The 20,442-nt window shown below is 66.9% G+C and carries 19 protein-coding genes and 1 tRNA gene; 9 read left to right on the forward strand and 11 right to left on the reverse strand.

What is annotated here, in order from left to right; translation table 11 throughout:
* Positions 1–96: 96 nt before the first annotated feature.
* Positions 97–1,353: an EAL and HDOD domain-containing protein gene (locus tag UU9_RS02330; protein WP_050982360.1), complete on the forward strand. Its 1,257-nt coding sequence runs from the start codon at positions 97–99 to the stop codon at positions 1,351–1,353.
* Between the two features lie 111 nt (positions 1,354–1,464).
* Here UU9_RS02330 and UU9_RS02335 read toward each other — a convergent pair whose 3' ends face one another.
* The 6 genes from UU9_RS02335 to rsmD form a co-directional block, all read right to left on the reverse strand.
* Complete coding sequence (locus UU9_RS02335; protein WP_007080108.1) at positions 1,465–2,502, reverse strand: TMEM43 family protein; 1,038 nt, start codon at positions 2,500–2,502, stop codon at positions 1,465–1,467.
* Between the two features lie 224 nt (positions 2,503–2,726).
* On the reverse strand, positions 2,727–4,469 hold the full coding sequence (ggt, locus tag UU9_RS02340) for a gamma-glutamyltransferase (RefSeq protein ID WP_007080109.1): 1,743 nt from the start codon (positions 4,467–4,469) through the stop codon (positions 2,727–2,729).
* Positions 4,466–4,726, reverse strand: a complete 261-nt coding sequence (locus UU9_RS02345; RefSeq protein WP_007080110.1) for a YfhL family 4Fe-4S dicluster ferredoxin — start codon at positions 4,724–4,726, stop codon at positions 4,466–4,468. The genes ggt and UU9_RS02345 overlap by 4 nt, the downstream gene beginning before the upstream one ends.
* Before the next feature lie 101 nt (positions 4,727–4,827).
* Positions 4,828–5,331: a hypothetical protein gene (locus UU9_RS02350; RefSeq protein WP_040670037.1), complete on the reverse strand. Its 504-nt coding sequence runs from the start codon at positions 5,329–5,331 to the stop codon at positions 4,828–4,830.
* Positions 5,324–5,863: a pantetheine-phosphate adenylyltransferase gene (coaD, locus tag UU9_RS02355; protein ID WP_007080112.1), complete on the reverse strand. Its 540-nt coding sequence runs from the start codon at positions 5,861–5,863 to the stop codon at positions 5,324–5,326. Before coaD ends, UU9_RS02350 begins: the two co-directional genes overlap by 8 nt.
* Before the next feature lie 145 nt (positions 5,864–6,008).
* Positions 6,009–6,587: a 16S rRNA (guanine(966)-N(2))-methyltransferase RsmD gene (rsmD, locus tag UU9_RS02360; protein ID WP_007080113.1), complete on the reverse strand. Its 579-nt coding sequence runs from the start codon at positions 6,585–6,587 to the stop codon at positions 6,009–6,011.
* A 101-nt stretch (positions 6,588–6,688) separates the two neighbouring features.
* Here rsmD and ftsY point away from each other — a divergent pair, with 101 nt between their 5' ends.
* The 5 genes from ftsY (at position 6,689) to UU9_RS02385 (ending at position 10,559) form a co-directional block, all read left to right on the forward strand.
* Positions 6,689–7,813: a signal recognition particle-docking protein FtsY gene (gene ftsY, locus UU9_RS02365; RefSeq protein WP_007080114.1), complete on the forward strand. Its 1,125-nt coding sequence runs from the start codon at positions 6,689–6,691 to the stop codon at positions 7,811–7,813.
* A 70-nt stretch (positions 7,814–7,883) separates the two neighbouring features.
* Positions 7,884–8,966, forward strand: a complete 1,083-nt coding sequence (locus UU9_RS02370; protein ID WP_040670039.1) for an AsmA family protein — start codon at positions 7,884–7,886, stop codon at positions 8,964–8,966.
* Positions 8,963–10,033: an A/G-specific adenine glycosylase gene (gene mutY, locus UU9_RS02375; RefSeq protein ID WP_007080116.1), complete on the forward strand. Its 1,071-nt coding sequence runs from the start codon at positions 8,963–8,965 to the stop codon at positions 10,031–10,033. The genes UU9_RS02370 and mutY overlap by 4 nt, the downstream gene beginning before the upstream one ends.
* Positions 10,034–10,122: 89 nt before the next feature.
* On the forward strand, positions 10,123–10,401 hold the full coding sequence (locus UU9_RS02380; protein ID WP_007080117.1) for an oxidative damage protection protein: 279 nt from the start codon (positions 10,123–10,125) through the stop codon (positions 10,399–10,401).
* Between the two features lie 82 nt (positions 10,402–10,483).
* Positions 10,484–10,559 (forward strand) — tRNA-Phe (locus UU9_RS02385).
* A 157-nt stretch (positions 10,560–10,716) separates the two neighbouring features.
* Here UU9_RS02385 and UU9_RS02390 read toward each other — a convergent pair.
* The 3 genes from UU9_RS02390 to UU9_RS02400 are packed head-to-tail and all read right to left on the reverse strand — an operon-like array spanning position 10,717 to position 11,989.
* Positions 10,717–11,220: a hypothetical protein gene (locus tag UU9_RS02390; protein ID WP_007080118.1), complete on the reverse strand. Its 504-nt coding sequence runs from the start codon at positions 11,218–11,220 to the stop codon at positions 10,717–10,719.
* 52 nt (positions 11,221–11,272) lie between these two features.
* On the reverse strand, positions 11,273–11,677 hold the full coding sequence (locus UU9_RS02395) for a hypothetical protein (RefSeq protein WP_007080119.1): 405 nt from the start codon (positions 11,675–11,677) through the stop codon (positions 11,273–11,275).
* A 15-nt stretch (positions 11,678–11,692) separates the two neighbouring features.
* The gene (locus UU9_RS02400; RefSeq protein ID WP_007080120.1) at positions 11,693–11,989 is read right to left on the reverse strand and encodes a hypothetical protein; all 297 of its coding nucleotides are present in this window, start codon (positions 11,987–11,989) and stop codon (positions 11,693–11,695) included.
* Positions 11,990–12,162: 173 nt separating this feature from the next.
* On the opposite strand from UU9_RS02400, the gene UU9_RS02405 reads away from it, so the two are divergent.
* From UU9_RS02405 to UU9_RS02415, 3 genes are all read left to right on the forward strand, one after another.
* Positions 12,163–12,621, forward strand: a complete 459-nt coding sequence (locus tag UU9_RS02405; RefSeq protein WP_007080121.1) for a PepSY domain-containing protein — start codon at positions 12,163–12,165, stop codon at positions 12,619–12,621.
* A gap of 428 nt (positions 12,622–13,049) precedes the next feature.
* A complete protein-coding gene (locus UU9_RS02410; RefSeq protein WP_007080122.1) occupies positions 13,050–16,262 on the forward strand; it encodes a diguanylate cyclase in 3,213 nt (1,070 codons plus the stop codon).
* A gap of 36 nt (positions 16,263–16,298) precedes the next feature.
* Complete coding sequence (locus UU9_RS02415; RefSeq protein ID WP_007080123.1) at positions 16,299–17,951, forward strand: M28 family metallopeptidase; 1,653 nt, start codon at positions 16,299–16,301, stop codon at positions 17,949–17,951.
* Between the two features lie 97 nt (positions 17,952–18,048).
* Here the strand turns inward: UU9_RS02415 and UU9_RS02420 are convergent, their stop codons facing one another.
* Together UU9_RS02420 and folE2 are read right to left on the reverse strand one after the other, a co-directional pair.
* On the reverse strand, positions 18,049–19,275 hold the full coding sequence (locus UU9_RS02420; protein WP_007080124.1) for an MFS transporter: 1,227 nt from the start codon (positions 19,273–19,275) through the stop codon (positions 18,049–18,051).
* A 102-nt stretch (positions 19,276–19,377) separates the two neighbouring features.
* On the reverse strand, positions 19,378–20,328 hold the full coding sequence (gene folE2, locus UU9_RS02425; RefSeq protein ID WP_040670055.1) for a GTP cyclohydrolase FolE2: 951 nt from the start codon (positions 20,326–20,328) through the stop codon (positions 19,378–19,380).
* Positions 20,329–20,442: the final 114 nt, after the last annotated feature.

The following is a 20,442-nucleotide window of genomic DNA, read 5'->3' on the forward strand; positions in this document are numbered from 1 at the left end:
GCCCCTGTCGCAAGAACGTACCGCACGTATTTTCGTATTTATCGCGATTGAAGAAGCATGAGCAAACTCGACGTTTCCCCGAACGGCTCTCTCCCTATGTCTGCTTTGCCCGACGCCGCCAACATCCCCCTGCCCATAGCGATGACCACCCCGCTACCGGTATTGCGCGTACCCATGCTGGATCGTGAGCGGCAGTTGTTTGCCTACGAAATCACCTTCCATCGCGAGCCGGACGACGAACAGACCCTGCTGCAACGCGTACTTTCCACGCTGACCGACGGCGCGCTCACCCGGCTGGTCCGCGGCAATCGCGCCTTCCTCAACCTGCCCACCGAACTGCTGCCGGAAGATTCCGACGTGCTGCTGCACCAGCCGCGCATCGGCCTGCTGCTGCAGCCGCAGGTTGCCGACAACACCCCGCTGATGAAGCGCCTGCAACTGATGTCGCAGCGCGGCTGCCAGCTGATGCTCGATGCCGGCGACCTGGAGCTGGATGGCAGCCTGGCGATCGAATCGCTGATGCAGATCGTGCAGTTCGTTCGATTGGACGCCAGCCTGCTGTCGCCCGAGGTATTGCGCCAGCGCACCGAACTGCTGCACGCCCGCGGCATCTGGGTGGTTGCCGACCAGGTCAACGATCACACTACTTACGAGCGTTGCCTCGAACTGCCGCTGCAGGCCATCCAGGGCCGCTATCTGCTGATTCCGCAACCGGTCGCCGTGCCGGTGCTCACCGCCAGCCGACTGAGCATGCTGCGCCTGATGCGCGCGCTGCAGGAAAACAATCCGGGCCCGGTGGAGCTGGGCAACATCATCCGCGACGACGCGGTGCTCAGCTACAAGCTGCTCAGCTGCGTCAACTCCGCCTACTTCGCATTGCCGCGGCAACTGAAGTCGGTGCAGCAGGCGGCGATCTTCTTCGGCGTCACCCGCATGCGCAACTGGATCGACACGATGTCGTTGTGCAGCATGGACGATAGGCCGCCCGAGCTGCTGCGCGCCGCCCTGATCCGCGCCCACATGTGCGAGAAGCTGGCCGGCGGCATGCCGCACGGCCACGAGGAAATGGCCTTCACCGTGGGCCTGTTCTCACTGCTGGACACGCTGATGTGCGCGCCGATGGAGTTCCTGCTCACCCACCTGCGCCTGGTGCCGGAAATCAGCGACGCGCTGACCCGCCGCGCCGGTCCGTTCGGGCCGCTGCTGGACCAGATCCTGGCGTGGGAAGCCGGCAAGATGACCAGCGAACACGCGCAGCCGCAGCGCATCCAGCGCATGGCCACCATCTATCTCGAAGCCGCACAGTGGGCCGACCAGGTCTACGCCAGCGCCAACGGCCAGACCGAGAACTGATCCAGGTCGAACGCCTGTGGGAGCGACTTCAGTCGCGATGCCCTTGCTCTGGAGCCTCGAAGAAAGAGCATCGCAACTGAAGTCGCTCCTGCAAATCCCCGATCCCGACGCTCAACTGGTATGCCGCAAATACCAGATCGTCGCCAGCACGCTCAGCAGCGCCACCAGCAGCCAGCACAGCATGGGGAGCGTGTCGCTGCCCAGCCACAGCACCGTTGCCGTGGCGCTGACCACCAGCGTGCCCACCGCCAGCGACAGCGGAAAATCACGCTGGATCCCGCGGTGCCCTGACAGCATCAGGTAGGCACCCAGCGCGGCAAGAAACACGGCAAGCACCCGCCACAGGTAGATGAACGTGGGTGGCTCGGGCAGGCCGGGGAACATGTCCAGCAGCGAACGATCACCCACTTCCACTGCAAAGCCCTTGCCGTCGGTGGTCTTCGTCGCGGGCACCAGGCGATCGCCATCGATGCGCGCCACCACGGTCACCAGCTGCAGCGGAACCTCCTCCCAGCTCACCCGCAAATCACCGCGATGCGGGTCGCCGGGGTTGGCGCTGGTCACGAGATAGCCGTTGTACGGCACGAAGGTGGCCGCGAGATTGGCCGGCAATGACTTCACGTCCGGCTCCACCCGCTGCACGCCAGGCAGCGCATGGAGGAGGCTGCGGTCCAGCGCGAAACCACCCAATTGCACCCGGTCGGCGTCGAACTGGCGTGCGGCGATCGGAAACGCGCCCGGGTTGGCATGTCCAGCCGGTCGCTCGAACTTGCTGGAATCGACCGGCTGATCCACCCAGTCCAATTCGTAGTCGGTATTGCCGCCGAAGCGAACCTCGCGCCACTGGAACATTTCCACGTGGCGGATCAGCACGGGCGTATCCCGGCGCAGGTTGAACTCCGGATCACGCGGCGCCACCACCACCCGCGGCACCCCGCTCAACCGCGCGAGATAACCGGCCTGGCCCGCTTGCGGCAGGGCGGATGCGCCCAGATCCACCAGCTGCCCGCCATGGCGGTTCATCGCTTCGCGATAGGTGATGATGCCGCGCTCGGTGGTCGCGGCCCAGCCAATGCCGGCCAGCAACAGCAGCGCACCCACCAGCCGCAACAGGCGCCCACGCATGGCGTCGTCCCACGCCGGCAGCATCAGCCCGGCGCCCGATGCGGAACGAGCTGACGGAACCATCCCCGGCGCGCACGTCGATGAACCACGCGCACCCGGACGCCTGTGGCGGTGATATTGCCTGCGGGCGGGACCGGTTCCTTCACAACTTGATACTCCACTGCCGCGTCACGGGACGATCGCCAACCAGATTGCCGGAGATGGCACCGCCGCGACCGCGCGCCCTGTCACAACCAGGCCACCTGCGCCTACCGCACCTTGCCGGACCCGGAGGGCCGGCGCGGATCGCTGGCGGCATCGAGCTTGTTGGTCCTATGGTCCCAGGTCACCACGTTCATGAAGCCCCACGGCTTGCGGTCGTTCAAGGTGTAACCCATCGCGGTGAGGTCGGCGCTGGTCGCCTTGTCGAACATGCCCGGCTCCACGTCCACCACGTCGGGCAGGAACTGGTGATGGAAACGCTTGTGCGCCACGATCTGCTGCGCGCTTTCGCCGTCGATGAAATGCAGGATGCCTTCCAGCACCTGGGTGATGATGGTGGAACCGCCGGGCGAACCGATCACCGCGCTGCGATCGGCGCCGATCACCAGGCTCGGCGACATCGACGACAGCATCCTCTTGCCGCCCTTCGGCGCGTTCGCCGCGCTGCCCAGCAGGCCGTAGACGTTCGGCTTGTCCGGCACCAGCGCGAAGTCGTCCATCTCGTCGTTCAGCAGCACGCCGGTGCCTTCGGCCACGAAGGTGGAGCCCAGCACGTAGTTCACGGTGGAGGTCACCGCGGCCATGTTGCCGTCCTTGTCGATGATCGAGAAATGCGTGGTGTGCATGCCCGGATCGCGGACGGTTTCGTGCGGCAGCATCGACGACGGCGTGGCCTTGCCCGGCAGGATGCTCTGGCGCAGGCCATCCGCGTAGAACGGCGACAGCAGCATGTCCAGCGGCATCTTCACGAAGTCCGGGTCGCCCAGGTAATCGTTGTGGTCGCGGAACGCACGGCGCATCGCTTCCACGATCAGGTGCACGCGATGGGCCTGGTCGAGCTTGTCCAGCTCGAAGCCGGAAAGGATGTTGAGGATCTCGGCGATCGCCACGCCGCCGGACGACGGCGGCGGCGCCGTGATGATGCGATACCCGCGGTAATCGACGCTGATCGGCTCGCGTTCCTTGGCCTGGTAGCTTTCAAGATCGGCCAGGCTCCAGTTGCCACCGGCGGCGCGCACCGCGTCCACCAGTTTCTTCGCCGTCGGGCCGCGATAGAAGCCGTCGTTGCCATGCGCGGCAATCGCTTCCAGCGTCTTCGCTTGGTCAGGGTCGCGCCACAGCTTTCCTTCCACCGGCGGCTTGCCATCGGGCAGGAATTTGGCCGCCGAAGCGGGCCAGCGCCGCAAATCCTTCTGCTGCCCCGCGATCGCCTCGCGCAGCCGCGGGTCAGGCTTGAAGCCGTCGCGGGCCAGCCGGATCGCAGGCGCCAGCGACTGGGCCAGCGACAGCTTTCCATAACGTTCGGCGATCAGCACCAGACCGGCCGGCTCGCCGGGAATGCCCGCCGAAAGCGGGCCCTTCAAGGCCGCATCGCGGTTGGGCGTGCCGTCGGGGTTGAGGTAATCCTTGGGGTCGACGGCCGCGGGCGCCGTCTCGCGCGCGTCGATGAAAACGTTGTGGCCATCCTTCGCCCGGTGCAGCACGGCCATGAAGCCGCCGCCGATGCCCGAACTTTCCGGCTCCACCACCGACAGGGTGGACGCCACCGCCACCGCGGCATCGAACGCGTTGCCACCCTTGGACAGGATCTCCAGCCCCGCATCGGTCGCCAGGAAATTCGCGCTGGCGACGGCGGAATGCCCCGGGTGCTGGGCCGGTTGCGCCACCACCGGGGTTTTCGCCGGCGCCGTTCGGGGCGCGCCATCGGCGGCCAGCGCCACGCCGCAGGTGAACAGCAGGCTGGCCAGAAAGGCGCGTCCCGGCAGCGCGGACCAACGCGAAAAAATCATGCGGCAGGCTCCATCGCCATCAGCTGGCGATACTTGAGATCGAGTTGATCATGCGACTCGATGTGCTCAGGGTCGATGATGATGCACTCGACCGGGCAGACCACCATGCACTGCGGTTCGTCGTGGTGGCCCACGCACTCGGTGCACAAGGCCGGGTCGATCACGTAGAACTGTTCGCCCAGCGAGATCGCCTTGTTGGGGCAGGCCGGTTCGCAAACATCGCAATTGACGCAGGTGTCGAGGATTTTCAGGGACATGATGGCAAGCGAGGAGTGAGTGAAGAAGAGTGAGAAAGCAAGAGCCGCCGCCTATCCGGCTTTACCCCCGCACCTCGCTCCTCACCACTCACTCCCGGTATTTACATCTGCACGAAACGGAAGGTGGCGCCGGTGGGCTTGATCGCCTCTTCCACCCGCTGCTGGTCGGCCTGGTCACCGATGAACAGCACGATCACGTCCTTGAACGAGCCAGCCCTGGCGCCGGTGAAGGCGGTCACGACCAGGTCGGCGGTCTTGGCCGAATCCGGGCCGGCAAAGGCCAGCAGGTTGCCCGGCAGCACGCCGCGCGCCACGGTGTCCTGCACGGTGGACAGCTGGCGTTCGTTCTGCGCCTTGGCCTCGTCGGTGTCGCCGGCGGTGACCAGGTAGGCATACGGCTGCGACGCGCTCATGCCCTGCAGGTTCTTCTGCAGCAATTGCACCAGGTACTTGTTCCAGCCTTCGGCGTCGCTCTTGTCGGTGGGACGGGTTGCCTGGGCCGCCTGGGCGGAGGCGGCCTGCTGCTCGTCCTCATGCTTGCCGCAAGCGGACAGGGTCAAAGCAGCGGCCAGTGCGACGGCGGCGAGGAGAGCGAACTTACGCATGGTGGTCACCTTCTTTTTCGGGTTGGTTGTTTGAGCCGGTGCGGCTCTTCTGCCAGCGCTGGCGCATGGCCTGTTGTACCGCCGGATGCACGAAACCGGAAATCTCGCCGCCGAGGCGGCCGATCTCGCGCACCAGCGAGGAGGAAATGAAACTGTATTGCTCGGCCGGCGTCAGGAACAGCGTCTCGGCCTGCGGAATCAGATGGCGATTCATGCTGGCCAGCTGGAATTCGTATTCGAAATCCGACACCGCGCGCAAACCGCGGATGATCACGCCGGCGCCAATGTCCTGCACGAAAGTGGCCAGCAGGCAGTCAAAGCCGCACACTTCCACGTTCGGCAGATCGGCCAGCGCCAGCCGCGCCAGGGTGATGCGCTCGGCGATGCTGAAAACCGGCCCCTTGCTGGAGCTGTCGGCCACCGCCACCACCACGTGATCGAACAACGTGGCGGCGCGCGACACCAGGTCGGCATGGCCATTGGTGATCGGATCGAACGTGCCTGGGTAGACAGCCAGACGCGGATTGCCCAAAGGTTTGTTCACGAGTTCAACAACGCCAGTGAATGAAGGCCAGGGCCCTGGAGCCTGGACGGGGAAACCGCCAGGGGCCCTAGCTTAACGGATGCACCGGCGGCATGGCGCGACGCGCCCGCTCCGCCCAGCCGCGGCATGCCGGTCAGGTGCGCCGATAGAGCGCCCCGCGCGCATCGCCGGCATGGCTCTCCCGTTGCAGTTGCCAGTTCGGCGGCAGGGTCAGCGTCACCGTCCGCGGCGATTCCACGTAGATCAATGCCGCCGTGGCCAGCCAGCCACCTTGTTCCAGCTGCTGCGCCAGCGCTTTCCACAACCCCAACGCAAACGGCGGGTCCAGCAGGACCAGATCGTGCGGCCGCCCTGCCCCGCGCAGGAAAGCCTCCGCATCCATTGCCGCCACCGCGCCATCAGCCTGCTTGAGCCGGGCGAGATTCTGCTCGATCGCCCGCGCCACCCGCGCCTCGCGCTCGACGAACTGCACGCTGGCCGCACCGCGCGACAAGGCCTCGATGCCCAGCGCGCCCGTACCCGCGCACAGATCCAGCACGCGCGCCCCGCTGATGATGGGCGCCAGCCAGTTGAACAGGGTCTCCCGCAGCCGCTCGGCCGTGGGTCGCAGGCCCGGCATGTCCGCCACATCGAGCCGCGAATTGCGCAGGCTGCCGCCGATGATGCGGATGCGGCCGGGAGCGCCGTGCCGGGCGGTGCTCACAAGCACCACCCATCGCCGCGGCGGGCACGCGGGACGGCCGAAACATCCTCAGCGGGCAGTACAGGTTGGGGTGATAGCATGCCGCCCATTGTCTTTGAATCGCGCCCGCAATGCTCAAATTCTGGAAGAAAAAGCCGACCGAAACCGCATCGGCCACAACGGAGGACGCGCAGGAGCCGCAGCTCGACACCAAGGCCGATGTCGCCGCCCCCGAAAGCCCCCCGCAGGGTTTGCCGGTGGCGCTGACCGAGGCGCCCACACCCCACGAACAAGCTCCCGCCGCGGAAACGGCCGTGGCCGCCAGCGCCGAGGCGCCGGCCAGACGCGGCTGGCGCGAGCGCCTGGCGGGCAACGCGTTCGCCCGCAGCCTCGGCACCTTGTTCGTGCGCAACCCCAAGCTCGACGACGACCTGCTGGATGAGCTGGAAACCACGCTGATCACCGCTGACGTGGGCGTTGAAGCCAGTACCGCGCTGGTGGAAGCCCTGCGCAAGCGCATGCACAAGCGCGAATTCGCCGATGCGCCAGCGCTGCTCGACGCGCTGCGCCAGGCGCTGGTCGCGCTGTTGCAGCCCGTCGAGAAACCGCTGCAGGTATCGGGCAGGCAGCCCTTCGTGGTGCTGGTGGTGGGCATCAACGGCGCCGGCAAGACCACCACCATCGGCAAGCTGGCGCGGCGCTGGAGCGACGAGCGGCACGCGGTGATGCTGGCCGCTGGCGACACCTTCCGCGCAGCGGCGGTGGAGCAACTGAAAACCTGGGGCGAGCGCAACCGGGTGCCGGTCATCTCGCAAGGCCAGGATGCCGACGCGGCCAGCGTGATCTTCGACGCCCTGCAGGCAGCGCGTTCACGCGGCGCCGACGTGCTCATCGCCGACACCGCCGGCCGGCTGCATACCCAGGGCGGCTTGATGGACGAACTGGGCAAGATCGCCCGCGTGCTGAAGAAGATCGACGCCGAGGCGCCGCACGAGGTGCTGATGGTGATCGACGGCACCACCGGCCAGAACGCGGTCAACCAGGTGCGCCAGTTCCGCGAGATCGTGGGCGTCACCGGCCTGGTGGTGACCAAGCTCGATGGCACCGCCAAGGGCGGCGTGGTGTTTGCCCTGGCGCGCGAGTTCGGGTTGCCCATCCGCTTCGTCGGGCTGGGCGAAAGTGCCACCGACCTGCGCACCTTCGACGCCCAGGCCTATGTCGACGGCCTGCTGCCGGCCAGCCTCGGTCGTGATTGAGCCGGCGTCCATCCGGAGCAGCCAGCGCCACGTGCGGATGGCGGCGACCTTGGCGGCGCGAGGCTGAGCGATGAGCCCACGGTTGCGACGAATACTTGCGATCGTCGGCGCCACCGCCCTGGCGGCGTTGCTGCTGCTGGCGGGGTCGGTCTATTTCCTGCTGCAACCGGACCGCTTCACCGCGATGCTGCAGAACCAGGCCGCCAACGCAGGGCTGGAGCTCAACCTTTCGCGCCCGGCCAGTCCATCGCTGTTCCCGCGCCCGGCGCTGGACCTGCACGGCATCACCATCAATGCGCAAGGGGCCAACCGCCCCATCCTGCTGGCCTCCGGCGGGCGGCTGGCACTGCCCTGGCGCACCCTGCTCGGCGGCCCCACGGTCATCACCCGGCTGGAGATCAACTCGCCCCGCGTGGATCTGGATGCACTGCAAGCCTGGATCAACGCGCTGCCCGCGCGCGGCCAGGACACGCCGCCGGACATCCCGCGCATCGACACCGGCGTCAGCATCGATCACGGCAGCGTGGTGCGCGGCGATCAGTTGCTGCTGGGCAATCTTTCGCTGGAAGCGGGCAGCCTCGCGTCCGGCGTGCCGTTTCCGCTCAGCGTCTCCGCCAACACCGCCGACGGCATGCCGCTTCAGCTGCGCCTCTCCGCCACGCCGCGCATCCAGGGCAACGCGCTGCAACTGGAAAACATCGCCCTGTATCTCTCGCAAGGCGCCGCCACCCACATGCAACTGGCCGGTAGCGCACGCTGGCATGGCGCCGCCGATGCGGCCGCCAGCCTCACCGGAACACTCGACCATGCGACGGCCGGGCAATACGCGATTTCGCTGGCGTTGACCCCCGCCGACCAGAGCAAACCGCTGCTGCTTTCGCTGAAGCTCGACGGCCCCGACAACCACGCCGACCTGCGGCTGCCACCGCTCGCGCTGGCGCGCTGGTGGGGCCACGTGGGCAGCGGCGACAACACCCAGCTGACCGTACCGCCGGGAAGCGGCCACGCCGACATCGCGAAAATCGACATGGGTGGCATCACCATCGAAGGCCTCACATTGCGTGCCGGTGACGAAGTGCCCGCGACGGCCAGCGCCGCCGCTCCGGCGTCACCCGCCCCCGTGCAGGGAAAAAAGCCGGCGGTTTCCAGGTGACCCACAGCACGACCCGGCGCGCGCCGACCGTCGCGGCGCGCCTGCTGCGCTGGTTCGACCTGCATGGCCGCAAGGATCTGCCATGGCAGTCGGGCGATGCTCAGGGCCGCGATGCCTACCGCGTGTGGCTGTCGGAAATCATGCTGCAGCAGACCCAGGTCGCCACCGTCATCGGTTATTTCCAGCGCTTCACCGAGGCCTTGCCCACGCTGCGCGACCTGGCCACCGCGGACGAAGACACCGTGCTGGCACTGTGGTCCGGCCTTGGCTATTACCGCCGCGCGCGCTTCCTGCACCGTGCCGCGCAGATCTGCGTCGATCAGCACGGCGGCGATCTGCCGCGCGATTTTGCCACCCTCAGCGCCCTGCCCGGCATCGGCCGCTCCACCGCCGGCGCGATCCTGGCGCAAGCCCATGGCCTGCGCTTCGCGATCCTCGACGGCAACGTGAAACGCGTACTGACCCGCTACCACGGCATCCACGGCCACCCCGGCCAGAGCGCAGTGGAAAAGCTGCTGTGGCAGCACGCCGAAAGCCACACGCCCACCACGCGGCTGGCGGATTACACGCAAGCCATCATGGATCTGGGCGCCACGCTCTGCGTGCGCTCGCGCCCGCGCTGCGACGCCTGCCCACTGGCCGGCGACTGCGTTGCCTACCGCGACAACCTCACCGCGCAGCTACCCAGCCGCAAACCGTCGAAAGCCCTGCCCACCCGCGCCACCGTGATGCTGGTGCTGCGCGACCACGATGGCCGCGTGCTGCTGGAACGGCGCGGCCCGCAAGGCGTCTGGTCTGGCCTGTGGAGCCTGCCCGAAGCCGCCAGCACCGACGACGCCTGGCGCCTCGCGCAACGGCACGCACGGATCGACGACGCCCAGGCCCTGTCCCCCTTCACCCACGTCTTCAGCCACTACCGCCTCGCGATCGAACCGCTATTGTTCGATCGGACGACAGCGCACGCCGCCGTCGCCGATAATCCCGACCTGCGCTGGTGCAGCGCCACCGAATTGGCCGCGCTCGGCCTGCCGGCACCGGTTCGCACCCTGCTGCAGAACACCGCGTAGACGCGCATCCGTGCGCGATGCGCTTGATGCCGATCAGGGCGCAACGCAGCGCACTCCCGCAAAATTCCGCGAAGCTTTCAGGAAACCCCATGACCCGTACCATTCACTGCGCCAAGCTCGACGCCGACGCCGAAGGCCTCGACTTCGCCCCCTGGCCCGGCCCGCTGGGCCAGCGCATCTACGCCGAGATATCCAAGCCCGCGTGGCAGCAATGGCTGGCGCGCCAGACCATCCTCATCAACGAGTACCGGCTCAACCCGCTCGACGCCGAAGCGCGCAAGTACCTGAGCGGGGAAATGGAGAAATTCCTGTTCGGCGGCGAGTCCGCCATGCCGCCCGGCTTCGTCCCGTCCGACACGGAGTCTTGACGAAAACCCGCGCATTCGGTCTAATGCGCGGCTCCCACGCATCATTGGCAACCGCACGGTTCGCCCATGGTTCCAGGTTTCCGGCCGGGTAGCTCAGTTGGTAGAGCAGGGGATTGAAAATCCCCGTGTCGGCGGTTCGATTCCGTCCCCGGCCACCATGCATGAGAAGGGCTCGCAGCGATGCGAGCCCTTTTCTTTGTGGGCTTGCAGGAATTCCACGGCGTTCCAAGGGCGGGCGCGCGCAGCGTGTCGAGGGCGTCTTCGCATCCTGCGGCTACCGCTTGCACCACGCCGGCCGATATTCGTGGGTCGGGATCAGATCTGCTGATCGCGCTGCGGGTCGTTGCCGCTCTGGCTGCCGCCGGTGGTGGCATCGGAGTCGCGGTCTTGTCCCGGCACGCGCTCCGGTGCGTTTTTCGGGCCGCCGCGCGAACCGGCGATACCGCCTTCGTTCGGGGTGTCGGCGCCAGTGGCGCGTTCGGCGGGATCGCCGGGAATCGCGTGGCGGCGCTGGTCGCCCTGAGCGCCCAGGTCGGTACCGGTGCCCGGTTGCGCCGACGGCGGTGTGCCGGAACTGTCGGTCGCCTGGTGCCGGCCGTCGTCACCGGTCAAACCGTGGTGCGCGCGGTTGTCGCGTGTACGCTCGCCGCCTTCGTCCAGCGAGGGACCGGGGACGGAGACCGCGCCGCGCGGCGAGCCCGCGTGCGGGTTCACGTTTTCGCCAACTGCCGAGGCAGCCTTGGGGCCGATGCCGCCCTGGCTTTGCACGTTTTCGCCGGCGGTTCTGCGATCGTGGTCGTTACGGGCGTTGTCGTTCATCTGGGGCTCCTGCGCGCTGGGGCTCCTGCGCGGATGTATCGAGGGTGGCGCACTACGGGTTCCGCCCTTTCGAATCGGGCGCAGAACCGGGCGCCGGATCGGCGGCGCCACGGCTGTCGGCGGGTGAGCGGCCGGCTTCGTCAGCCTTGCGCTCGGCGTCCTTCTGCGCGCGGTCCTGTCGGGTACCGCCGACCTGGTAGCTCGCTCCGACGCCGGACGCGGGCACCGAGCCGCCCACCGGCGGATTCAATGCGGCCTTGCCGCCGGGCGGTTGCAGACCGTGGTGTGGCGTGGCCTGGCCGGTGCCGCTTAGCCCGCCGAGGCCGCCTTGCGGCGCGGGCGTCGTCACGGCATCGGCGTGGAGGCCGTCGCCGCCTTGCCCGCGCTCGCCAGGTTGCGCGTGGTGCTGCGGTCGATCGTTCTGCGGTCGATCGTTACGGAGTCGATCGTTGGACATGGCTTGCTCCAGTGGTCAGGTAGCGTCGGAGGGCGAGTGGCCCGTGTTGTGGTGCCCCACGTAAGCGCGCGGGTCGTCGATGGCCGGTGCCGTGCCGGGTTCGGGTTCGCCCTTGCGGTCGACGCCCCGCTGATGGGCGGCATCGCGCGACCGCCCGGGCGCCGGCACCGAATCCGGTGGCGGCTCGGTACTGCCGGCAGCCGAACGGGACTGCTTGCGTTGCCGGTCGGTCAGTTGTTCGGTACCGGACAAGGTGTCGCGGCTGTTGTCGGTGCCGGCGGCGCCGAACTGGGGGAGATTGGTGTTGCCCATGGGCATGGTCCGAAGAGCGCCGGCTCGCGCCGACCGTCCCCGGAGTGTCGCGCTCGCGGTGTCGCGAGGGCGTGGAAAACATGTTGGGCACGGGTTCCCGTCGCGTGTTGTTCACCGCAACTTGATGGATCGCGCCCAACACTCCCGGCCTCACCCATCACGAGGAGTCGGACATGACGCAGATGATTTCGGGCAGCACCCGCAAGATGCGATGGATGAAAATCGCGGCCGCTCCGCTGGCTTTAACTTTCGGCCTGGGCGTTTCCGCGGCAGCGCTGGCACAGTCGATGACGGCACCGCAGGTGCAGGCCAGATTGACCGAGCAGGGTTACACCAAGATCCACGACGTGGAGTTCAAGGACGGCATGTGGCACGCCGACGCGAAAAGCGCGGATGGCAACGACGTGGACGTGCGCATCGATCCGGCCACCGGCAAGGTATACCCGGAGGACGAGGTGTCGAAGTTGAGCGAGGCGGACGTGCGCGCGTCGCTGTCCACCCAGGGCTATACCGATGTCCACGACGTGGACTTCGATGACGGGGTGTGGAAGGCCAAGGCAAAAAATGCAGCGGGCAACAAGGTGAAGTTGCGGCTGGACCCGAGCACCGGCAAGGTCATCGGCAAAGATTGAGTCCCGCTCCAACCCACCGCCATCGGAGGCCTCCGCGCCTTCGATGGCGCGTCCTCGCCACCCTGCCCCTCGCGGCGTCAGCCGCCCTGCGGAGCGCCCCATTCGCTCCAACACCTAAAGTTTTGCCAATAATGGCCGCTCAGGTATCCGTGCGCCCATCGCCGATGGATGTTTGTGCCGGAGCCGGCAGGGGCAGGGGCAGGTTTGAAACCGGAAGCTGGACGAGAAACAGCGTTGATGGGGAAGCAGCGGCCATGGCCGACGCACTATCGGCACGGATCGGGCCGCGGGGGCGCCTTGTCTTCAACGATGGCTGAGCAAAATCAGCCGGAGTCACGTTCAGCATGACTGTGGTCATCCAATCGTCGACGGCGCCATGCGTTGTTGGCCCTGCTGCGCACGCCTTGCCCTGTGCAAGGCGCGCCGGCATGGTGTGGATGAAAATCGCCGCCTTGCTGGCCTCGCTGTGGCTTGGCGCGGGCCTGGCCAAAGCGGAATCCACCATCGAGAGCAAACACGCCGCCGAGGCCGGAGTGCCGTTGCTGCAGAACTTCAGCCCGCTCGATTACGGCGCCGCACCGCAGAACTGGGCGGTGACGCAGGACCGGCGCGGCGTGATCTACGTGGGCAACAGCGATGACGGCGTGCTGGAATACGACGGCACCCGCTGGCGCCGCATCCCCGTGCCCAACCAGAGCTCCGTGCGCTCGCTGGCGGTCGACGCCAACGGCCGCGTGTACGTGGGGTGCATCGGCGAGTTCGGCTATCTCGAACCCGATGTGCATGGCCGCATGCATTACGTCTCCCTGCTTGACCGCATCGCCCCTGCCTACCGCAATTTTGCCGACGTGTGGCGCATTTTCGTCACCGACGACGGGGTCTATTTCGGCACGGTGGCCCAGTTGTTCCGCTTGCGCGGCGAGCATATGGACGTCTGGACGGCCACCACCTCGTTCGACTATTTCTTCAAGGTTCGCGACCGGTTCTACGTGCGCGCCGAAGGTCGCGGGCTGATGGAGGTCATCGGCGACCAGTTGAAGATGGTCAAGGGCGGTGCGCGTTTTGCGCACGAAAGGATCCACGCACTGGTGGCCTGGGGCGACGAGACCGACCACGACGGGCCGCTGCTGGTCGGCACCCGCGAACGGGGCTGGCTTGTGCTGGACAAGGGCCGCCTTGCCGCCTGGCCCAACGAGACGAACAAGATCCTGCGCGACGACCAGCTGTACGACGCGCAATGGCTTGCCAATGGCACCCTGGCCATCGGCACCTTGCAGGGCGGCGTGCTGCTGGTCGATCGCATGGGCCATCTGCTGGAGCGGCTGCGCCGCAACGAAGGCCTCATAAACGACACCGTCCTGTCGATGTTCCAGGACCGGGAACATGGCTTGTGGCTGGCGCTGGACAACGGCCTCAGCCGCCTCGACGTGGCATCCCCGCTGACCCTGTTTTCGCGCAACTCCGGGCTGGACGGCACCGTGCTGGCGATGCGGCGTTTCCAGGGCAGGCTCTACGTCGGCACCACCAAGGGCCTGTTCCTGCTGCACAGCGGGATCGACGGCAACGCGGAATTCGTGGCGCTGGATGGCGTCCGCGCGCAGGTCTGGAGCTTTCTGGACATGGGCGACTCGCTGCTGGCGGCAACATCCCAAGGTGTGGTGGAAGTGAGCAATGTCGTCGCGAAACCCTGCGCGGCGCCGGTATGCACCTCCGGTGACGTGGCCTTTTCGCTGCTGCGTTCGATCCGCGACCCCTCGCGCGTTTTCGTGGGCCTGCGCAACGGCCTGGCGGTGATGCGCCGCGATGGCGACAAGTGGATCGACGAAGGCAGGATTCCGGGCATTTCCGGCGACATCCGCTCGCTGGCCCACGATGACCACGACAACCTTTGGCTGGGCACGCTCAGCAACGGCGCCATCCGCGTTGCCCTGCCGGACGAATGGCAGCCAGGCGACGGCGTGCCACCGCAGACACAGTCGTTCCAGCAGCACCGTGATTCGGTTGCCAGCCCCAACTATGCGTTCGTGACGTCGCTCGCCGCCGGGTTGCGCGTGGTTACCGCCCAGGGCATCTATCTCTACGACGAGAAGCGCGCCAGGCTGCAGCCGGATACCGCATTCGCCAGCCTGTTCCCGCAGGGTGCGAGGCGGCTTTCGCGACTCAGCGAAAGCGTGCCCGGACACCTCTGGATGTACACCGCCGACGGCACCAAGACCATCCGCGAAACCGGCGTGGCCGTGGCCGACGCCAAGGGCCATTACCACTGGGAGCCGCAACCGCTGCGCGAGCTGTCCGGGGTGGAGATGTACACGCTCTATGCCGAGCCCGACGGCATCACCTGGTTCGGCTCCAGTGATGGCCTGTATCGACTGGACTCCTCGATCGCCGCGCCCCCGGACAAACCGCTGCCCACCTTGTTGCGCAAAATTTCCGACGGAAGCGGCCATGTGTTGTGGGGTGGCGCAAGCACTGCACCGCCGACACTGAAATTGCCGTGGGGCAACAACAGCCTGCGCTTCGATTACGCCTCGCCGAATTTCCGCGCACGCACCGCCAGCACCTTCCAGGTGCAACTGGAAGGCGCCGATGCGCGCTGGTCGGACTGGAGCGCGGAAACCTATCGCGACTACACCAACATCCACGAAGGCGATTACCGCTTCCGCGTGCGCTCGCGCGATCTGCGCGGCAACATCGGCGCCGATGCGGAATTCGCCTTCCAGGTGCTGCCACCGTGGTATCGCACCTGGTGGGCCTACCTGGGCTATTTCGTGCTCGCCTACATGGTGGCTGCACTGGGCATCCAGTTGCGCTCCGCCGTGCTGCAGCGGCGCAACCGCGAGTTGGCGCGCCTGATCGAGCAGCGTACCGAGGAGCTCTCCGCATCGAACCACGCGCTGGAGGAAGCCAACAGCGCGCTGCAGCGGCAGACCATCACCGATGCGCTCACCGGCATGAAAAACCGCCGCTACGCGCTGGAAAACGTGGGCCGCGACGTCGCCTCGGTATTGCGCCTCTATCGCGACCTTGGCCCGAACGCAGCGCAAGGCCCCGCTGCCAACATCAACCTGCTTTTCCTGCTGATCGACATCGACCACTTCAAGGACGTCAACGATCACTACGGCCATGCCGCAGGCGACCGCGTGCTGGCGCAACTGCGCGACATCACCCTCGCCGCCATCCGCGAAACGGATACACCGGTGCGCTGGGGCGGCGAGGAGTTCCTGGTCATCGCCCGCCGCACCAACAGTGAGTCGGGGCCGGTAATTGCCGAACATATCCGCCGCCTGATGGCGCAGCATGAATTCGATCTCGGCAACGGCGTGTTCATTCGTCGCACCTGCTCGATCGGCTTCGCCAGCTACCCCGTGCTGCCCAGCGAGCCCTGGCGATTCAGCTGGGAGGACGTGGTGAGCCTGGCCGACCAGTGCCTGTACGCGGCCAAGCACAACGGTCGCAACAGCTGGGTCGGCGTGCGCCAGCTGCATACGCCGACGGCCGAAACCGCCGACCTTCCGCTGACCGCGGATCTGGATGCGCTGGTGGCCGAAGGCTATCTGCGGCTGCAGGTATCGCCCTCGAATTGGGCCGCGTCGGTAGATCGACCATGCCCACCGACACATGGATACGCCCCGCCGCGCTGACTACTATCGGAAAACCTTTCCGACAGGCAGTTGCCCGTGAAACGACTGATCCTTTCCTCGCTGGCGTTGTCCACCTGCGCGCTGGCCATGGCCGCCACCCCGCCGACCTTCAGCACCGGGCGCCTGTCCGCCGAAGTGAAGACGCTGTCCTCCGACGCGTTCGAGGGCCGCGGCCCGGCCACACCGGCGGAAACGCGCACCATCGACTACGTGGTGGCGCAGATGAAGGCAGCCGGCGTGCAGCCGGGCGGCGACATCGTCGACGGCAAGCGCAGCTGGACCCAGGCCGTGCCGCTGTTGCGCAGCGCGATCGTCGGCACGCCGGCATTGACCCTCACCATTGACGGCAAACCGCAAACGCTGACCCAGGGTGAGCAGATCGCGGTGCGCGCCCCCACCAACGGCAGCAACAGCGTAACCATCGCCGATGCGCCGCTGGTGTTCGTGGGCTACGGCGTCAACGCACCCGAGCGCCAGTGGGACGACTTCAAGGGCGTGGACCTGCACGGCAAGATCGCCGTGGTGCTGATCAACGACCCCGATTTCGAAACGGGCAAGGGTGATTTCGGCGGCAAGGCCATGACCTACTACGGCCGTTGGACCTACAAGTACGAGGAAGCCGCGCGGCAAGGCGCGCTGGGCATGCTGGTGATCCACGAAACCGCGCCCGCCTCCTATGGCTGGGCCACGGTGAAGAACTCCAACACCAATACGATGTTCGACATCGTGCGCGACAAACCGGCCGAGGTGCATCCCGAGCTGGAAGGCTGGATCCAGCGCGATCTGGCGGTGGCCATGTTCAAGGGTGCCGGGCTGGATTTCGAGGCGCTGAAACAGAAGGCGCAAACCCGCGATTTCCATCCGGTGGTGCTGAAAGGCGAAAGCCTCTCCGCTCACTTCAAGGCCGACACCAGGGTGATCACCTCGCACAACATCGTCGGCCGCGTCGAAGGCAGCAAGCGCCCCGACGAAACTGTGATCTACAGCGGGCACTGGGATCACCTGGGCGTTGGCGCACCCGACGCCAGCGGTGACCGCATCTACAACGGCGCCGTGGACAACGCCACCGGCACCGCGGCGCTGATCGAGCTGGGGCGTGCGTTCGCGCATGGCCCGCGGCCGCAGCGGTCGGTGATCTTCCTCAACGTCACCGCCGAGGAAAAAGGCCTGCTCGGCTCCGAGTACTACGCCGCCAATCCGCTGTACCCGCTGGCGAAAACCGCCGGCGTGCTCAACGTCGACGCGCTCGACCCGCACGGCCCCGCCCGCAACTTCACCATCTCCGGCAGTGCCAGGCTGGGCTTGCTGGACGACCTGATCGCGGCGGCGAAGTCGTACGGCATGGTCTACACCCCCGACCCGAAACCGGAAGCCGGCTACTTCTTCCGCTCCGATCATTTCTCGTTCGCCAAGCGTGGTGTACCCGCCGTCTCGTTCGGCTCGGGCAATGACTGGATCGACGGCGGTATCGCCGCGGGCAAGGCCGCCGAAGACGACTACACCGAAAAGCGCTACCACCAGCCCGCCGATGAATGGCAGGCCGACTGGCCGTTCACCGGCATGGCCCGCGACCTGCAGTTGCTCTACACCGTGGGCAACGACCTGGCCAATGCCGACGCATGGCCGGACTGGAGCAAGGATTCCGAATTCCGCGCCATCCGCGACAGGAGTGCGGCCGCACGAAAATGATTTGCACCCGTGGGAGCGACTTCAGTCGCGATGCTTTCTGGTTTTGTGCAGCCTTGAAGCAAGAGCATCGCGCACAGGGTGCGCTCCTACAAAAACGTCAGGCGTGGGCACGCTTTTCGATGTTCGGCAAGAACACCGTGATCAGGCCCATCAGCGGCAGGAAGGCGCACAGGCCATAGACGTATTCGATGCCGTGCACATCGGCCAGCGCGCCGAGCACGGCGGCGCCGATGCCGCCCATGCCGAAGGCGAAGCCGAAGAACAGGCCCGAGATCATGCCCACACGGCCCGGCACCAGCTCCTGCGCGTAGACCAGGATGGCCGAGAAGGCCGAGGACAGGATCAGGCCGATGATCACGGTCAGTACGCCGGTCCACATCAGGCCCACGTGCGGCAATGCCAGGGTGAACGGCGCCACGCCCAGGATCGAAACCCAGATCACCCATTTGCGTCCGATGCGATCGCCCACCGGGCCGCCAACCAGCGTGCCCACCGCCACTGCGAACAGGAACACGAACAAGTGCACCTGCGCGCTCTGCACCGAGACGCCGAACTTGTGCATCAGGTAGAAGGTGTAATAACTGCTGAGGCTGGCCAGGTAGAAGAACTTGGAGAAGATCAGCAGGCCCAGCACGCCCAGCGCGGCGATCACCTGGTTGCGCGGCAACGCCACTACGGCCAGATGCCGCGACTGCGACTTGCCGCAGGTGAGGTGGTGCCGGCCGTACCAGCGGCCCACCTGCAGCAGCACCACGATCGCCAGCAAGGCCGCCAGCGAGAACCACGCCACGCTGCCGCGCCCGTGCGGCACGATCAGCCACGCCGCCAGCAACGGGCCCAGCGATGAGCCGGTATTGCCGCCCACCTGGAACAGCGATTGCGCCAAGCCGTGGCGGCCGCCCGAGGCCATCCGCGCCACCCGCGAGGATTCCGGATGGAACACTGACGAACCGGTGCCGACCAGGGCCGCGGCCAGCAGCAGGATCGGGAACGTGGGAGCCACCGACAGCAGCAGCAGGCCACACAGCGTGAAGCCCATGCCGATCGGCAGCGAATACGGCATCGGCTTGCGATCGGTCACCATGCCCACCAGCGGCTGCAGCAACGAGGCCGTGAGCTGGTAGGTCAGCGTGATCAGGCCGACCTGGGCGAAGCTCAGGTGGAAGTCGCTTTTCAGCAGCGGGTAGATCGCCAGGATCAGCGACTGGATCATGTCGTTGAGCATGTGCGCCACGCTGATGCCGCCGAGTACGGCGAACTGCGTGCGCTCGGGCGACGCTTCCGGAGCAGCGGACAAGGGGATGTTTTCGGCGCGGGTCTGCATGGTGTCTTCGATCGAGAACGCAACGACGAGGCACCGGCCACGGCACATCATCCATCGCAAAACAAATACGGCCAGCGCCAGCGCGGCGCCGGCGAAACAGCGCTAGAACTTGGCGCCGCCGTAGCCGCCGTCGATACCCTTGCTGGCATAGGCCACGGCGTCGTGCGGATGCAGGCTTTCCTGATGCTCCACGCGGATGTGGAAATCGTCCAGCGCGGCATCGGCGTCCAGCGCTTTCTGGATGCGGCGGGCCGCGTCTTCGCAGAACATCAGGTTGCCGCCGTTGGCCAGCGCAAAGGCCTGCTCATCCTGGCGTTTCACCGCCGTCTGCACCGGCGTGCCGAGTGCCGTCTCGACGCGATCGATCAGGCTGATCAGCTGCAACGGCGCGCCCGCCGCGGGACGCACCCGCAGGCAGGCGACGCTGCGCTGCGCGTGCGGCGTGGCCACGATGCCTTTTTCGCTGCCCAGCCACTCCAGCACCGCGGCGCGATCGAGCGTGGCGTCGGCCGCGAAATCGCTGGCGAACTGGTCCTGGATCAACTGCCGCGACAGCGCCGCCGACGCGGGACAGGTGGACGAATAAACCACCTCGGTGCCCAGCTCCAGCAGGAACGCGCTGCCGGTAAGGCTGGCTTCGATGGTCACCGGATAGGCGCGCCAGCCGCTGTTGGCGCTGCGCAGCGCGGGCCGGCGCACCAGGTGCTCGAAGCGGATGCTGAGGCAGGCGCGGTCGGACAGGTCGGCGTGCGAGTCGAGAAAACCGCGCAGCAGCGCCTGCAGCGTGTCGGCGCCGAGCGTTTGCGTGCTGAGTGCCTGCTCGGCCTGCAGGTACAGCCGCGACATGTGGATGCCGCGCTTGTCCGGCCGTTTCAGGTTGACGAACGCACCCACCCGCGCGCTGGCGCGCTGCACATCGCCGTCGCCGGCATCGAAACGCACCGGCACCTGGATCTCGGCCATGCCGACCCAGTCCAGCGCGCCAGCAAGATGCGGCTGTGCGTGCACGGCCACATCGGGTAGCAGGCGGGCGGTGTTTTCCTGGTTGGTCATGGTTTTGTCCTGGGGATCGTCGTGGCGGAGCAAACGCATGGCGCCGCGACGTTCAAGTTTGAGGCATCAGCGCCCCGGTGCAATAGCCGCGGCGGAAACGCTGCGTTTTCGCCG

Source organism: Rhodanobacter fulvus Jip2 (genome assembly GCF_000264315.1).
GTDB lineage: Bacteria > Pseudomonadota > Gammaproteobacteria > Xanthomonadales > Rhodanobacteraceae > Rhodanobacter > Rhodanobacter fulvus.

Excerpts from the sequence above, each read along its gene's own strand:
- UU9_RS02330 (WP_050982360.1), top strand. The coding sequence starts at position 97 with ATGTCTGCTTTGCCCGACGCCGCCAACATCCCCCTGCCCATAGCGATG.
- UU9_RS02335 (WP_007080108.1), bottom strand. The coding sequence starts at position 2,502 with ATGCTGCCGGCGTGGGACGACGCCATGCGTGGGCGCCTGTTGCGGCTG.
- ggt (WP_007080109.1), bottom strand. The coding sequence starts at position 4,469 with ATGATTTTTTCGCGTTGGTCCGCGCTGCCGGGACGCGCCTTTCTGGCC.
- UU9_RS02345 (WP_007080110.1), bottom strand. The coding sequence starts at position 4,726 with ATGTCCCTGAAAATCCTCGACACCTGCGTCAATTGCGATGTTTGCGAA.
- UU9_RS02350 (WP_040670037.1), bottom strand. The coding sequence starts at position 5,331 with ATGCGTAAGTTCGCTCTCCTCGCCGCCGTCGCACTGGCCGCTGCTTTG.
- ftsY (WP_007080114.1), top strand. The coding sequence starts at position 6,689 with ATGCTCAAATTCTGGAAGAAAAAGCCGACCGAAACCGCATCGGCCACA.
- UU9_RS02370 (WP_040670039.1), top strand. The coding sequence starts at position 7,884 with ATGAGCCCACGGTTGCGACGAATACTTGCGATCGTCGGCGCCACCGCC.
- UU9_RS02380 (WP_007080117.1), top strand. The coding sequence starts at position 10,123 with ATGACCCGTACCATTCACTGCGCCAAGCTCGACGCCGACGCCGAAGGC.
- UU9_RS02390 (WP_007080118.1), bottom strand. The coding sequence starts at position 11,220 with ATGAACGACAACGCCCGTAACGACCACGATCGCAGAACCGCCGGCGAA.
- UU9_RS02395 (WP_007080119.1), bottom strand. The coding sequence starts at position 11,677 with ATGTCCAACGATCGACTCCGTAACGATCGACCGCAGAACGATCGACCG.
- UU9_RS02400 (WP_007080120.1), bottom strand. The coding sequence starts at position 11,989 with ATGGGCAACACCAATCTCCCCCAGTTCGGCGCCGCCGGCACCGACAAC.
- UU9_RS02405 (WP_007080121.1), top strand. The coding sequence starts at position 12,163 with ATGACGCAGATGATTTCGGGCAGCACCCGCAAGATGCGATGGATGAAA.
- UU9_RS02410 (WP_007080122.1), top strand. The coding sequence starts at position 13,050 with ATGGTGTGGATGAAAATCGCCGCCTTGCTGGCCTCGCTGTGGCTTGGC.
- UU9_RS02420 (WP_007080124.1), bottom strand. The coding sequence starts at position 19,275 with ATGCAGACCCGCGCCGAAAACATCCCCTTGTCCGCTGCTCCGGAAGCG.
- folE2 (WP_040670055.1), bottom strand. The coding sequence starts at position 20,328 with ATGACCAACCAGGAAAACACCGCCCGCCTGCTACCCGATGTGGCCGTG.